Source organism: Acidimicrobiales bacterium, assembly GCA_036270875.1.
Classification (GTDB): domain Bacteria; phylum Actinomycetota; class Acidimicrobiia; order Acidimicrobiales; family AC-9; genus AC-9.
In genome coordinates, this window is record DATBBR010000142.1 from 24,538 (window position 1) to 38,507 (window position 13,970).

17 protein-coding genes are annotated in these 13,970 nt (G+C 72.9%); all 17 read left to right on the forward strand.

What is annotated here, in order from left to right; translation table 11 throughout:
* Positions 1–41: 41 nt before the first annotated feature.
* Positions 42–362, forward strand: coding sequence for an integration host factor, actinobacterial type (gene mihF / locus VH112_13570; protein HEX4541264.1), 321 nt, complete (start codon positions 42–44; stop codon positions 360–362).
* A gap of 5 nt (positions 363–367) precedes the next feature.
* Complete coding sequence (locus tag VH112_13575) at positions 368–895, forward strand: guanylate kinase (GenBank protein HEX4541265.1); 528 nt, start codon at positions 368–370, stop codon at positions 893–895.
* A 24-nt stretch (positions 896–919) separates the two neighbouring features.
* On the forward strand, positions 920–1,189 hold the full coding sequence (rpoZ, locus tag VH112_13580; protein ID HEX4541266.1) for a DNA-directed RNA polymerase subunit omega: 270 nt from the start codon (positions 920–922) through the stop codon (positions 1,187–1,189).
* Positions 1,190–1,217: 28 nt separating this feature from the next.
* The gene (gene coaBC / locus VH112_13585) at positions 1,218–2,453 is read left to right on the forward strand and encodes a bifunctional phosphopantothenoylcysteine decarboxylase/phosphopantothenate--cysteine ligase CoaBC (GenBank protein ID HEX4541267.1); all 1,236 of its coding nucleotides are present in this window, start codon (positions 1,218–1,220) and stop codon (positions 2,451–2,453) included.
* Entirely contained in the window at positions 2,450–3,646 is a 1,197-nt protein-coding gene (metK, locus tag VH112_13590) for a methionine adenosyltransferase (GenBank protein HEX4541268.1), read from the forward strand. Before coaBC ends, metK begins: the two co-directional genes overlap by 4 nt.
* A gap of 95 nt (positions 3,647–3,741) precedes the next feature.
* Entirely contained in the window at positions 3,742–5,487 is a 1,746-nt protein-coding gene (locus VH112_13595; protein ID HEX4541269.1) for a hypothetical protein, read from the forward strand.
* Between the two features lie 152 nt (positions 5,488–5,639).
* On the forward strand, positions 5,640–6,158 hold the full coding sequence (def, locus tag VH112_13600; protein ID HEX4541270.1) for a peptide deformylase: 519 nt from the start codon (positions 5,640–5,642) through the stop codon (positions 6,156–6,158).
* 7 nt (positions 6,159–6,165) lie between these two features.
* Complete coding sequence (locus tag VH112_13605) at positions 6,166–7,041, forward strand: methionyl-tRNA formyltransferase (protein ID HEX4541271.1); 876 nt, start codon at positions 6,166–6,168, stop codon at positions 7,039–7,041.
* Positions 7,038–8,180 (forward strand): transcription antitermination factor NusB, encoded by a 1,143-nt coding sequence (locus VH112_13610; GenBank protein HEX4541272.1) that lies wholly within the window; start codon positions 7,038–7,040, stop codon positions 8,178–8,180. Before VH112_13605 ends, VH112_13610 begins: the two co-directional genes overlap by 4 nt.
* 21 nt (positions 8,181–8,201) lie before the next feature.
* Positions 8,202–8,873, forward strand: a complete 672-nt coding sequence (rpe, locus tag VH112_13615) for a ribulose-phosphate 3-epimerase (GenBank protein ID HEX4541273.1) — start codon at positions 8,202–8,204, stop codon at positions 8,871–8,873.
* A complete protein-coding gene (locus VH112_13620) occupies positions 8,870–9,346 on the forward strand; it encodes a MogA/MoaB family molybdenum cofactor biosynthesis protein (GenBank protein ID HEX4541274.1) in 477 nt (158 codons plus the stop codon). Before rpe ends, VH112_13620 begins: the two co-directional genes overlap by 4 nt.
* A 23-nt stretch (positions 9,347–9,369) precedes the next feature.
* Positions 9,370–10,413: a bifunctional diaminohydroxyphosphoribosylaminopyrimidine deaminase/5-amino-6-(5-phosphoribosylamino)uracil reductase RibD gene (gene ribD / locus VH112_13625; GenBank protein HEX4541275.1), complete on the forward strand. Its 1,044-nt coding sequence runs from the start codon at positions 9,370–9,372 to the stop codon at positions 10,411–10,413.
* A 7-nt stretch (positions 10,414–10,420) separates the two neighbouring features.
* Positions 10,421–11,041, forward strand: coding sequence for a riboflavin synthase (locus VH112_13630; protein ID HEX4541276.1), 621 nt, complete (start codon positions 10,421–10,423; stop codon positions 11,039–11,041).
* Position 11,042: 1 nt separating this feature from the next.
* Complete coding sequence (locus VH112_13635) at positions 11,043–12,263, forward strand: bifunctional 3,4-dihydroxy-2-butanone-4-phosphate synthase/GTP cyclohydrolase II (GenBank protein ID HEX4541277.1); 1,221 nt, start codon at positions 11,043–11,045, stop codon at positions 12,261–12,263.
* Positions 12,250–12,792, forward strand: a complete 543-nt coding sequence (gene ribH / locus VH112_13640; GenBank protein HEX4541278.1) for a 6,7-dimethyl-8-ribityllumazine synthase — start codon at positions 12,250–12,252, stop codon at positions 12,790–12,792. The genes VH112_13635 and ribH overlap by 14 nt, the downstream gene beginning before the upstream one ends.
* A gap of 25 nt (positions 12,793–12,817) precedes the next feature.
* Positions 12,818–13,693 (forward strand): ATP phosphoribosyltransferase, encoded by an 876-nt coding sequence (gene hisG / locus VH112_13645; GenBank protein HEX4541279.1) that lies wholly within the window; start codon positions 12,818–12,820, stop codon positions 13,691–13,693.
* Entirely contained in the window at positions 13,693–13,941 is a 249-nt protein-coding gene (locus VH112_13650; GenBank protein ID HEX4541280.1) for a cold shock domain-containing protein, read from the forward strand. The genes hisG and VH112_13650 overlap by 1 nt, the downstream gene beginning before the upstream one ends.
* Positions 13,942–13,970 lie beyond the last annotated feature (29 nt).

Consider the following 13,970-nt stretch of genomic DNA (forward strand, 5'->3'; position numbering starts at 1 on the left):
TCTGACGACGACCCCTGTCCGGTGGCGCTATGGTGCGCGGCATGCCTCGCCCCCCCTCTCTGTCACCGGATCAGCGCCAGGCCGCCCTGGAGAAGGCGGCCGCTGCCCGTCGAGCGCGGGCGGAGCTGAAAGAGAAGCTCAAGATGGGCTCGCTCAGCCTCGAGGAGTTGCTCGAGCAGGGCGGGCAGAACGACACCGTTGGGAAGATGAAGGTTATCTCCGTCCTGGAGTCGCTTCCCGGTCTGGGCAAGGTGAAGGCCCGCCGGATGATGGAGGACATCGGGATCAGCGAGTCCCGCCGCGTGCAGGGTCTCGGCGTCAACCAGCGAGAGGCCCTGCTTCGGGAGACCGCCCGCTCCTGATCGTCGTGATCTCCGGCCCGGGAGGGGTCGGCAAGAGCACCGTCGCCGAGCGCCTTGCCAGCGCAGACCCGGCGCTGTGGTTGAGCCGGTCGTGGACCACGCGGCCGCGCCGCCCGGGGGAGCGTGAGGACGCCTACTGCTTCGCCGATCGCGCCGCCTTCGAGTCCCGGCTGCAGCAGGGGGGCTTCCTCGAGTCCGCGTCGTACCTCGGGCACCTCTACGGCACGCCCACACCGGACGCCCCGCCGGGCCAGGACGTGCTGCTGGAGATCGACGTGCAGGGGGCCCGGCAGGTGCGGGAGGCCGACCCGGCGGCGGTCGTCATCCTTCTGGTCGCCCCCTCGCCCGAGGCCCAGGGCGAGCGGCTACGGGCCCGGGGTGACGACGACGAGCACGTCGCCCGCCGGCTGGAGCTGGCGGCCCGGGAGGAGGCCGAGGGCCGTCGGATCGCCGATCACGTGGTCGTGAACGACTCCGCAGATCGGGCCGTGGGGGAGCTGCTCGGTATACTGGGGGCCCATCGCGGTTCCTGAGGAAGCGCGCCCCGAAGGAGTCACATGGCCGACCGCCGCAGCACGATGATGGACCCCCCCGTCGAGGACCTGCTCGACAAGGTCGACTCGAAGTTCACCCTGGTGACGCTGGCCGCCAAGCGGGGCCGCCAGATCAACTCGTACTTCAACCAGCTGGGGGACGGGTTGGGCGCCATCGTGCCGCCCCAGGTCACGTCGGTCTCGCGCAAGCCGCTGTCGATCGCGCTCGAAGAGATTGCGGTCAGCAAGATCGTCTACGTCCGCCCCGAGGACGTCGAGGAGGCGGTCAAGTAGCCGCCCGGCCGGCGGAGGGGCCGACGGGATGACGACGGGGGACGCGGGCGGGACCTCACCCGCGCTGTCGGGCCGGCGTGTCGTCCTCGGTGTCACCGGCGGCATCGCCGCCTACAAGGCGGTGGAGCTGTGCCGGCGCCTCGTGGACGCCGGGTGCCACGTCGTGCCCGTGCTGTCCGAGGACGCCACCCGCTTCGTGGGCGAGGTGACGTTCTCCGCCCTGGCGTCGGAGCGGGTGCGCTCCTCGCTGTGGGAGGACGCGGACCCGATTCCCCACACCCGACTGGGGCAGACGGCCGATCTGATCGTGGTAGCCCCGGCGACGGCCAGGCTGATCGGTCGCTATGCCCACGGGCTGTCCGACGACCTGCTGAGCGCCACGCTCCTGGCCACCCGGGCCGAGGTGGTGCTGGCGCCGGCCATGCACACCGAGATGTGGGAGCACCCGGCCGTGCAGGAGAACCTGGCGATCCTCCGCCGGCGGGGCGTGCGGGTGGTCGAGCCTGACGTCGGTCGCCTGGCCGGCGGCGACGTCGGTGCCGGTCGCCTGGCCGAGCCCGGGACGGTGCTGGCCGCCATCGCCGAGGCGCTGACGGGGGTAGCAGGCGACATGCTGGGGCTGCGCGTGTTGGTGAGCGCCGGAGGCACGCGGGAGCCCATCGACCCGGTCCGTTTCATCGGGAACCGCTCGTCGGGCAAGCAGGGTCACGCCCTGGCCGACGAGGCGGCGCGCCGCGGGGCGTCGGTCACGTTGGTGACGACGACCGGACGGCCTGTGGCGCGAGGTATCGACGTCGTGCCCGTCGAGACGGCGATGGAGATGGAGACGGCGGTGCTGGAGCGCAGCGACGACGCCGAGATCCTCGTGATGGCCGCGGCGGTGGCGGACTTCCGGCCCAAGTCGGTCGCCGACAACAAGCTCAGCAAGGCTGACGGGGTGCCCGAGATCGTGCTCGAGCCGACTCCTGACATCCTGGCCACACTCGGCCGCCGGAGGCGGCCCGGTCAGACCCTCGTCGGCTTCGCGGCCGAGACGCGCGACGCCGTCGCCCGGGCCGCGGCGAAGCTGGCGGACAAGGGCATCGACCTCATAGTGGCGAACGATGTCTCCGCTCCAGGCGTCGGGTTCGAGCACGACACCAATGCAGTCGTCATCATCGCCGACGACGGGAGCGAGCACGAGGTCCGCTTGACAGACAAACAGACGGTGGCCCGCGCCGTGCTCGATGCCGTGGTCGCCCGCCGGGCAAGGAGATCGAAATGAGCAGCCGCTACACCTTCACCTCGGAGTCGGTGACCGAGGGTCACCCGGACAAGATGGCGGACCAGGTCTCCGACGCCGTCCTCGATGCGATCCTGACCGACGACCCCAACGGCCGGGTTGCCTGCGAGACGCTCCTCACCACCGGGCTGGTGGTGGTAGCCGGCGAGATCACGACCATGGGGTACGTCGACATCGCCCGACTGGTGCGGGACACGGTGTGCAGCGTGGGCTACGACCGCGAGTCCTACGGCTTTGACGGTCACACCTGCGGGGTCGTCGTGTCCATCGACGAGCAGTCCACCGACATCGGCCAGGGCGTGACCTCGGCGTGGGAGCTGCGCTCCGGCAAGGGGGGCGAGGACCAGCTCAACGCCCAGGGCGCGGGGGACCAGGGCATGGTCTTCGGCTACGCCGCGGACGAGACACCCGACCTCATGCCCCTGCCCATCTGGTTGGCGCACCGGTTGGCCCACCGTCTGTCGGAGATCCGCCGGGCCGGCGTGCTGCCGTACCTGCGCCCCGACGGCAAGACCCAGGTGACCGTCGAGTACGAGAACGACCGCCCCATCCGGCTCGACACCGTCCTCATCTCCACCCAGCACCAGCCGGGGATCGATCTGGACACCCTGCTCCTGCCCGACCTGCGGGAGCACGTGATCCACCCGTTGCTTCCGACCGATCTCGACGTCGACACGATGAACGTGCTCGCCAACCCGACGGGCCTGTTCGAGCTCGGGGGCCCCCACGCCGACACGGGCCTCACGGGCCGCAAGATCATCGTGGACACCTACGGTGGCGCGGCTCGCCACGGCGGCGGCGCCTTCTCGGGCAAGGACCCGAGCAAGGTCGACCGGTCGGCTGCCTACGCCGCCCGGTGGGTGGCCAAGCACATCGTGGCCGCGGGTGCCGCCCGCCGGTGCGAGATCCAGGTGGCCTACGCCATCGGGGTGGCGCGGCCCGTGTCGGTCATGGTCGAGACCTTCGGTACCGAGACCGTGGACCCGGCGGCCATCGTGCGCACGGTCAGGGAGGTGTTCGACCTCCGGCCGGCGGCCATCATCCGCGACCTCGACCTCTTGCGACCCATCTATCGGCGCACCGCCGCCTATGGCCACTTCGGCCGCCCGGACAAGGAGTTCACCTGGGAGGCCACCCCGCGCCTCGAGGACGTGAAGCTGTCGTTGGGCCTGTAGGCAATCGGAGCATCGCCGGCCAGGAAGGCCGGCCCGGGAGGCCGGCCGGCCAGGAAGGCCGGCCCCAGGAGTCGGCCGATCGCCGGGTCGTCCGGGTGCTGCCCGACGTGGCGGGCATCGACCGCCCATTCGACTACGCGGTCCCGCCGCAGTTCGACGACCGCATCTCGGTGGGGGCGCGAGTCAGGATCGTCCTCCACGGCCGACGCGTCGGCGGTTGGGTCGTGGCAGATCGCGTCAGGCCGCCTGAGGGGGTCGTGCTGCGGCCCATCGCCGGGGTGACCGGCCTGGGCCCCGCCGCAGACGTGGTGGAACTGGCCGGCTGGGCGGCATGGCGCTGGGCGGGGCGCACTGGTGCGTTCCTGGCCACGGCATCCCCGTCGAGAGCACTTCGCGAGCTGCCCGAGCCAGCTCGGAGCGACGCTCCTCGGCACACTGCGGTGCCGGCGGGGGAGCTGGAGGAAGGCGTCGTCGCCGAGGCCATGGCGCACAGGCGCTCCGTCGTCCGGCTGCCTCCGGCGGCGGACCCCTTCCCCCTCGTCGAGACGGCGGTCGCCGACCGCGCCGGCGACGAGGGTGCCCTGGTGGTGGTGCCGAGCCAGGACTGGGCGGCCCGCACCGCCGACCGGCTCGGTCGCCGCGGTCACCCGGTGGCGCTGCTGCCCGCCAACTGGGCGGAGGCCGCCGCCGGCGGCCGGGTGGCCGTCGGCACCAGATCGGCGGCGTGGGCTCGCGTCCCGAAGCTCTCGCGCGTGGTCGTGCTCGACGCCCATGACGAGGCGCACGGCGAGGAGCGGGCCCCGACGTGGAACGCCTGGGTCGTGGCGGCCGAGCGGGCGGCGCGGTGCGCCGCCTCGTGCCTGCTCGTCTCGCCCTGCCCCACCCTCGAGGAGCTGGCCTGGGGTCGGCTCGTCACCGGGTCCCGCCGGGCGGAGCGGCAGGGATGGGCGACGCTCGAGGTGGTCGACCGCCGGAAAGAGGACCCGAGGTCGGGTCTGTTCTCCGAGCGGCTCGTGATGATCGCCCGGGCGGCGGGGGCGTCGGCCGCCGAGCGGGTGGTATGCGTGCTCAACCGAACGGGCCGCGCCCGGCTGCTCGCCTGCAGCGCCTGCGGTGAGCTGGCTCGCTGCGAGCGGTGCCAGGGCCCGCTGGCGGAGGCCGATGTCGGCGACCTGCTCCGATGCCGGCGCTGCGGTCAGGAGCGTCCGAACGTCTGCGCCGCCTGTGGGTCACGGCGGTGGCGAGCCCTCCGCCCCGGCGTGGCGAAGGTCCGGGACGAGCTGGAGGCGCTGGCGGGAATGCCCGTCGGTGAGGTGAGCTCGCGGACCGCCGACGCCAACCTCGACGCCGCGGTGCTCGTGGGTACCGAGGCCGTCTTGCACCGCCTTCGGGGGGCGGGGACGGTCGTCTTCCTCGACTTCGACCAGGAGCTGCTGGCTCCCCGGTACCAGGCCAGCGAGCAGGCCCTGGCGCTCCTGGCCCGCGCCTCGCGCCTCGTCGGGGGTCGAGGGCGCGGTCGGATCATCGTCCAGACGCGGTTGCCGGGCAACGAGGTGATCGACGCCGCCCTCCACGCCGACCCCGGGCGTCTGGCCGCCGTCGACGCCGAGCGGCGGTCGGCCCTCGGACTGCCCCCGGCCACCGCCCTGGCCCTCCTTTCGGGCCCGTCGGCCGAGCGCTACGCAGCGGCGCTGGACACTCGGGCGGTCGACGTGCTCGGCCCCGACGATGGGCGCTGGCTCGTCCGGGCGCCTGATCATCGGGTCCTGTGCGACGCGCTGGCCGCCGCGCCGCGTCCGACGGGGCGCCTGCGCGTCGAGGTCGACCCGCGCCGGGCGTAGCGGCGTCCTCTGCATGCCGTCCTCCCGGGCCGGCCTAGGCGCTCCGCGCCGGCGGCGTCCTCTGCCGGCCGTCCTCCCGGGCCGGCCTAGGCGCTCCGCGCCGGCGGCGTTCTCTGGCGGCCGTCCTCCCGGGCCGGCCTAGAGTGCTCCCGGTGGCAATCCTTCCGATCAGGACCTTCGGCGACCCGGTGCTCAAGCAGCGCACGCCCGAGGTCGAGACCGTCGACGAGTCCATCGCCCGCCTCGTCGACGACATGATCGAGACCATGCGGGCGGCCCCCGGCGTGGGGCTGGCCGCTCCCCAAGTCGGCGTGCAGAAGCGGCTGTTCGTCTACGACGTCGGCGACGGGCCCCGCGCCGTGATCAACCCCGTGATCTCCGTCCATCAGGGCGAGTGGACCTACGACGAGGGGTGCCTCTCGGTGCCCAGCCTGTTCTGGCCCATCGTCAGGCCCAGGCAGGTGCACCTGCGAGGCCGCGACCTCGACGGCCACGAGGTGTCGATCGAGGCCGACGAGCTGCTGGCCCGGGTGTTCCAGCACGAGGTGGACCACCTCGACGGCCTGCTCCTCTTGGAGCGCCTCGACAGCGAGCAGCGCAAGGAGGCCATGCGCACGTTGCGGGAGCGCACCCTGAGCCTGCCCGGCAACGGGCGGCCGGCCGGCCGCTAGGGGCGCCCTGGCCCGGCTCGTCTTCCTCGGCACCCCGGAGATCGCCGTGCCGGCGCTCCGGGCCCTGGTCGGCGCCGGCCATGACGTCGCCCTGGTCGTCAGCCGACCGGACCGGCGCCGGGGTCGGGGACCGCAGCTGAGCCCCAGCCCGGTGAAGGCCGCGGCCGTGGAGCTCGGCCTCCCGGTGAGCGCCAAGGTCGACGACGTGCTGGGCGTCGGGGCCGAGCTGGGCGTGGTGGTGGCCTTCGGCCGGCTCGTCAAGCCCCACGTGCTGGCCCACCTGGACATGGTCAACGTCCACTTCTCGCTCCTCCCCCGATGGCGGGGGGCGGCGCCCGTCGAGCGGGCAATCATTGCCGGCGACGCCGAGACCGGCGTGTGCCTCATGGCACTGGAGGAGGGACTCGACACCGGCGACGTCTACGCCTGCGAGCGCGTCACCATCGGGTCCGAGGAGACGGCGGACGAGCTCCGGCAGCGGCTGACCGAGGTCGGGACCCAGCTGCTCGTGACGGCGCTCGAGCAGGGCCGGGAGAGCCTGCCGACACCGCGCCCGCAGACCGGCGAGCCGACCTACGCGGCCAAGCTCGATCCCGCCGAGCTCGCTCTGGACTGGACCCGACCGGCTGTCGAGCTCCACCGGTTGATCCGCGTGGGCCGGGCCTGGACCACGGTGCGGGGCCGACGCCTCGAGGTGGTCCGGGCGCGGGTGGCGGACGGCGCAGCTTCGGGACCGCCGGGCCGCCTCGACGGAGTGATCGTGGCGACGGGCGAAGGCAAGCTGGAGCTGGTGGAAGTGAAGCCGGAGGGCCGCGGCGTCGTCCCCGCTGACTCGTGGCTTCGAGGCGCCCGCCTGGCGGGCGGGGAGGTTCTCGGCTCGTGAGCGTGTCCGCCTCCCCCACGACGTCGAGAGGGCTGGCCCTGGACGCGCTGGTGCGCATCGAGCACGGCGCCTACGCCAACCTGGTGCTCCCCGGCCTGCTCGGAAGGAGCGGGCTGTCGAGACGGGACCGGGCCTTCACGACCGAGCTCGTCTACGGAACGACCCGTATGCGGCGGGCGTGCGACTGGCTGCTGAGACCTCACGTCCACCGATCCCTCGATGACGACGTCCAAGCCGCGCTGCGACTCGGCGCCTACCAGCTGGCCGTGGCGGGCACGTCGCCACACGCCGCCGTGGCTGCCACGGTCGATGTCGCTCCGTCGCGGGCGCGGGGGCTCGTCAACGCCGTGCTGCGCAAGGTGGCAGCCGCCCTGCCGCCCGAGTGGCCCGACCTGGCGACCGAACTGAGCTATCCGGACTGGGTGGTCGAGCGCCTCACGAACGATCTCGGCGAGTCGGCGGCCGTGGCCGCGCTGGCGGAGATGAACCGTCCCGCCGTGGCGGCGGAGCGAGACGACGGCTACGTCCAGGACCAGGCGTCGCAGTGGGTGGCGGCGCTGGTAGAGGCGGGGCCCGGAGACAGGGTGGCCGACCTGTGCGCGGCGCCCGGTGGCAAGGCAACGGCCATGGCCGCCGGCCTTCCGTCCATCGTGGTTGCGGGCGACGTGCGAGAGGCGCGGGCTCGCGTCGTCAAGGCCAACGCTGCCCGGCTCGGGTTGCCCGGCGTCGCCGCTGTCGTCGCCGACGCACGGTCGGCGCCCGTTGCCCCGGCGGCCTTCGACCGTGTGCTCGTCGACGCGCCATGCTCGGGCTTTGGTGCGCTGCGCCGGCGCCCTGACGCCCGCTGGCGCGTCGCGCCGGACGACGTCGACCGGCTGGCGGAGCTGCAGCGTCAGCTCCTCGAGAGCGCCGCCGGTTGCCTGCGCCCCGGCGGGACTCTCGTGTACAGCGTGTGCACGATGACGAACGCTGAGACTGGGGCGATCGACGAATGGCTGGCCGACCGGCATCCGGAGCTCGTGGCACTCGAGCGGCCCGGTGAGCCGTGGGCGGCACGGGGACGCGGCGCGCTGCTCCTTCCCCAGGCCGCCGGCACCGACGGCATGTACCTCCTGCGGCTCCGCTGGCGCCAGCCCTAGTCGCCGGTAGGCTCGATGGCGATGATCCGGATCGCTCCGTCAATCCTCGCGGCCGACTACGCGGCCCTGAGCGACGAGGTGGCGAGGCTGGGCGACGAGGTCGACTGGCTCCACGTCGACGTGATGGACGGCCATTTCGTGCCCAACCTCACCATCGGGCCACCGGTCGTGGCCGCGCTGCGGCGGCGCACGGAGCTCTTTTTCGACTGCCACCTGATGATGACCAACCCGGGCGACTTCCTCGAGGCCTTTCGGCAGGCGGGCGCCAACCACTGCACCGTGCATGTCGAGGCCGGCGACACCGAGTCGCTCATCGGCGAGATGCGCGCGCTCGGGCTCAGCGTCGGACTGGCCGTGAATCCCGAGACGCCGTTCGAGGCCTTCGCCAGCTATCTCGACCGGCTCGATCTCATCCTGCTGATGACGGTCCACCCCGGCTTCGGCGGGCAGTCCTTCATCTCCGAGGTGATGCCCAAGGTCGAGCGCACCCGAGCCGAGCTCGACCGCCGGCGCCTGGCCGTGGCCATCGAGGTGGACGGCGGCATCGAGTCCCACACCCTGCCGGTCGCTGCCCGCGCCGGGGCCGAGGTGTTCGCCGCCGGCACCGCCATCTTCGGTCAGGACGATCCCCAGGAGGCGGCCCGTCTCCTCCAGCGCGCCGCCGAGGGAGAGCACGAGCGAGCCGGCCGGTGAGCCGGCCGCTGACGGCGAAGGTGCTCACGGTCTCCGACGGCGTCGCTGCCGGCACGCGCGAAGACCGGTCGGGCCGAGCCCTCGCCGACCGACTGGCCGCCGCCGGCTTCGCGGTGACCGACCGCCGGGCGGTGGCCGACGGGGTCGAGCCGGTCTCCGACGCCCTGCGCCGCCTGGCGACGGACTTCGAGGGTCTCGTCGTCACCACGGGAGGGACGGGCTTCGCGGCGCGCGACCTGACCCCGGAGGGCACCCGGGCGGTGCTCGACCGTGACGCTCCCGGCCTGGCCGAGGCCATGCGACTGGTGAGCCCCCGCGGCCGCCTCTCGAGGGGAGTGGCCGGAACGCTCGGGCGCTGCATCGTGCTCAACACCCCCGGATCGCCGGCCGGGGCGGTCGAATGCGTGGACGCCGTGCTCGACACGCTGCCGCACGCCCTCGACCTTCTGGCCGGCCGTCCCACCGAACACTAGACTGAGCGGTCAAGAGACACGTCATGCGAGACGAAGCAGCCATGCGGCGGGCGGTCGAGCTGGCGGCTTCCGTCCGCACCCAGACCTCGCCCAACCCCTGGGTGGGGTGCGTGATCGTGTCCGGTGCCTCGAGCTTCGAGGGCGCCCACCAGGGCCCGGGCCAGGCCCACGCCGAGGCCGCAGCCCTGGCCGCGGCGGGGGAGGCGGCGCGGGGAGCGACCCTGTACTGCACCCTGGAGCCGTGCTCACACGTCGGTCGGACCGGGCCGTGCGCCGATGCCATCGTCGCTGCCGGAGTCTCCAGGGTGGTCGTGGGTGTCCTCGACCCTGATCCCCACGTCTCCGGCCAGGGGCTGGCCCGCCTGCGCCAGGCCGGGATCGACGTCGCGGTGGGGGTCGGGGCCGTCGCCGTCGAGGAACAGCTCGCCCCCTACCTCAGTCACCGCCGGACCGGCCGGCCCTGGGTGGTGCTGAAGCTGGCGGCGACCCTCGACGGGCGGGTGGCTGCGCCCGACGGCAGCAGCCGGTGGATCACCGGTCCCGAGGCCCGCGCCGACGCCCATCGACTCAGGTCAGAGAGCGACGCCGTCCTCGTGGGTGCCGGGACGGTGCGGGCCGACGACCCCGAGCTCACGGTGCGCCTGGAGACGGGCCCCCAGCCCGAGCGACAGCCGCTGCGCGTGGTGCTGGGGCGGGCGCCGGCGGACGCGAAGGTCCGTCCGGCGCTGGAGCTGACCGGCGACCTCGGCCAGGTGCTCGAGGATCTCGGTCGTCGGCAGATCCTCCAGGTTCTCGTCGAGGGAGGGCCGACGGTGGCCCACGACTTCCACGCCTCGGGGCTGGTCGACCGCTACGTCGTGTACGTGGCGCCCGCGCTCCTCGGCGGCTCGGACGGGCGCCCGGTGTTCGACGGTCCCGGTGCTCCCACGATCGGCGGGCTGTGGCGCGGGCGCCTGCGGTCGGTCGAGCGGCTCGGCGAGGACCTCCGCATCGAGCTCGCACCCCCCGGCAACCCGCCCGGCGCTCCCGCCGAGGCGGCCCTGGCCGGGGTCGAGGCGGGGGGGTAGGCGCGACGTGTTCACCGGCATCGTGGAGGAGCTCGGGCGGGTGCGGGAGCGAGATGGCGGGCGTCTGGTGTTCGAGGGCCCGCTCGTGTCCGAGGACGCCCGGGTGGGCGACTCGATCGCCGTCAACGGCTGCTGCCTCACCGTGACGGCGACGGGCGAGGGCTGGTGGACCGCAGACGCCGTCGAGGAGACGTTGTCCCGGACCAACCTCGATCGCCTCGCTCCCGGTGATCCGGTGAACCTCGAACGGCCGGTGCGGCTGTCGGACCGCCTGGGCGGCCACCTCGTCCAGGGACACGTGGACGCCGTCGGGACGATCCTGGAACCGGCCCCGGCGCTGCGCGTGAGCGCTCCTGCGGCCGTGCTCCGCTACGTGGTCGAGAAAGGATCGATCACCGTGGATGGGGTCAGCCTCACCGTGGTGGAGGTGACGGCGGACGGCTTCAGCGCCGCCATCGTGCCCCATACGGTTCGTGCCACGACGCTCGGGCACAGGAGGCCCGGTGAGCCCGTGAACCTCGAGATCGACGTGATCGCCAAGTACACCGAGCGCCTGCTGGCGGGCGGCGCGACCACGGCCGGCCCGGGAGGGCGGCCCTATTGTCCAGCCGAGCGGGGAGGTCCCTGACATGCCCATGGCCCGGATCGACGACGCCATCGCCGCGATCGGTCGCGGCGACATGGTCGTCGCGGTCGACGACGAAGATCGGGAGAACGAGGGCGACCTCATCATGGCGGCCGAGGCGGTCACGCCCGAGAAGATCGCCTTCTTCCTGGCCCACACGTCGGGCCTCATCTGCGTCCCCATGACCGGTGATCGTCTCGATCAGCTCGACCTGCCGCTGATGGTGACCTCCAACACCGAGTCGCAGCGAACCGCCTTCACCGTCACCGTCGACTACCGCCACGGCACCACCACGGGCATCTCGGCAGCCGACCGGGCGGCCACCATCAAGGCGCTGATCGACCCCGGCACCCGGCCTGGCGACATGGCCCGTCCGGGCCACATCCTGCCCCTGCGCTACCGACCGGGAGGCGTGCTCAAGCGCGCCGGTCACACCGAGGCGGCCGTCGACCTGGCGCGCGCCGCCCACCTGTACCCGGCGGCGGTGCTCTGCGAGGTCGTCAACGCCGACAAGACCGGCATGGCCCGGCTGCCGGAGCTCGAGCGCTTCGCCAGGGAGCACGACCTGCTCGTGATCTCGATCGCCGACCTCATCCATTACCGCCGGCAGAAGGACAAGCTGGTTCGGCGGGTCAGCGAGGCACGGATCCCGACCAGCCACGGCGACTTCACCTGCTTCGCCTACGAGTCGGTGCTCGACGAGGAGCAGCACCTGGCCCTGGTGCGGGGCGCGGTCCAGGGCGAGGACAACGTGCTCGTGCGCGTGCACAGCGAGTGCCTCACCGGCGACGTGTTCGGTTCGTTTCGCTGCGACTGCGGCACACAGCTCGAGGCCGCGCTGCGCCTCATCGCCCAGGAGGACCTCGGCGTGGTGGTCTACCTGCGGGGACACGAAGGCCGGGGCATCGGGCTCAAGCACAAGCTGCGGGCCTACACGCTCCAGGAGCAGGGCCGGGACACCGTCGACGCCAACGTGGAGCTGGGGCTGCCGGTGGACAGCCGCGAGTACGGTATCGGAGCCCAGATCCTCGTCGACCTGGGTATCACGACCATGCGCCTGATGACCAACAACCCAGCCAAGTACGGCGGCCTGGAGGGGTTCGGCCTCGACATCGTCGAGCGGGTCCCCCTCGAGTCGTCACCCAACCCGGAGAACATCAAGTACCTCCGGGCCAAGCGGGAGCGCATGGGCCATCTGATCGAGGGGCTCGATGACGTCCTTTGAGCACACCGCGCCCGCGGGTCGCGCCCTCGAGGACAGCCCGGCCGGTGGGGCAGCGTACGTGGGGCGGCTCCGGGGCGACGGGCTGCGGGTCGCCCTGGCGTGCAGCCGGTTCAACCGGCTGGTGACCGACCGCCTGCTCGACGGCGCGTACGACGGCCTTGTCCGCCACGGGGTGGACGCATCGTCGATCACCGTGGCCTGGGCGCCCGGAGCGTTCGAGCTGCCGCTCGTCGCCCGGCGGTTCGCCGCGTCCGGCGAGGTCGACGCCGTGGTCTGCCTCGGCGCGGTGATCAGGGGCGCCACTGACCACTACGTGCACGTGGCCGGTCAGTGCGCGGCGGGACTGCAGCGGGCGCAGCTGGACACCGGTGTGCCGGTCCTCTTCGGAGTGCTCACGACCGACACGATCGAGCAGGCCATCGAGCGGGCCGGCACCAAGGCGGGGAACAAGGGGTTCGACTCGGCCCTCGCCGCCATCGAGATGGCAGACCTCCTACGACAGCTGCCGAAAGGTGGCGGCGCGTCGTGAGCAGCCGCCTGATGGAGAGCAAGTAGTGCTGCGCCTCGTCCTCCCCAAGGGCTCGCTGGAGCGGGCGACGCTCGAGCTGTTCGCCGCCGCCGATCTGGCCGTCGGGCGGAGCTCGGACGTGGACTACCGAGCCTCGATCGACGACCCCCGCATCGACGAGGTGCGCATCCTGCGGCCCCAGGAGATTCCCCGGTACGTCGCCGACGGGCTGTTCGACCTCGGGGTGACCGGGCGCGACTGGATCGAGGAGACCGGCGCCGAGCTCGTGTCGCTGGGTCGCCTCGCCTACTCCAAGGCCAGCCGCAACCCGGTCCGGGTGGTCCTGGCCGTCGAGGAGGACTCGCCGGCGCAGAGCGCCAAGGAGCTCGCCCCCGGGTCTCGGGTCTCGACGGAGTACCCGGAGCTGACCCGACGGTTCCTGCTCGAGCAGGGTGTCGAGGCCGACATCCGCCTGTCGTACGGTGCGACCGAGGCGAAGGTGCCAGACATCGCCGACGCCGTCGTCGAGATCACCGAGACGGGCAGGGCCCTGCGGGCGGCGGGGCTTCGCATCATCGACACTCTCCTCGTGTCGCACACCGAGCTCGTCGCCAACCCCGCCGCCGTCGCCGACCCGCAGAAGGCGCACGCCATGGCCCAGCTCCACACCCTCCTCGAAGGCGCGCTCGACGCGCGGGGCATGGTGCTGGTCAAGCTGAACGTCGGCGCCGGCGACCTCGACGCCGTGATCGGCCTGCTGCCCTCGATGCGGTCGCCCACCGTCTCCAAGCTCTTCGGCGAGGACAGCTACGCGGTCGAGACGGTGGTCCCCAAGACGGAGATCAACGTCCTCATCCCGGCCCTGCGCGACCGCGGCGCGAGCGACATCCTCGAGCTGGCGCTGTCCAAGATCGTCCCCTGATGCCAGGGCGGGCGACGCCGGGACCGGGTGAGCGGGCCGAGGGCAGCGTGGCGACCTTCGACGAGGAGCGGGGCCTGGGGACCGTGGTGACCGACGACGGCCGCTTCCTCCCCTTCCACTGCACGGCCATCGACGACGGCAGCCGCACCATCGCCGTGGGGACCAGGGTCGCCTTCAGCGTGGTGGCCGGCCACCTCGGTCGCTGGGAGGCGACGGGCCTAGCCTCCTGTCCCCCCTGTCCCTCCTGACTCCGGCGCTCCTGTGTCCGGGCCCGATC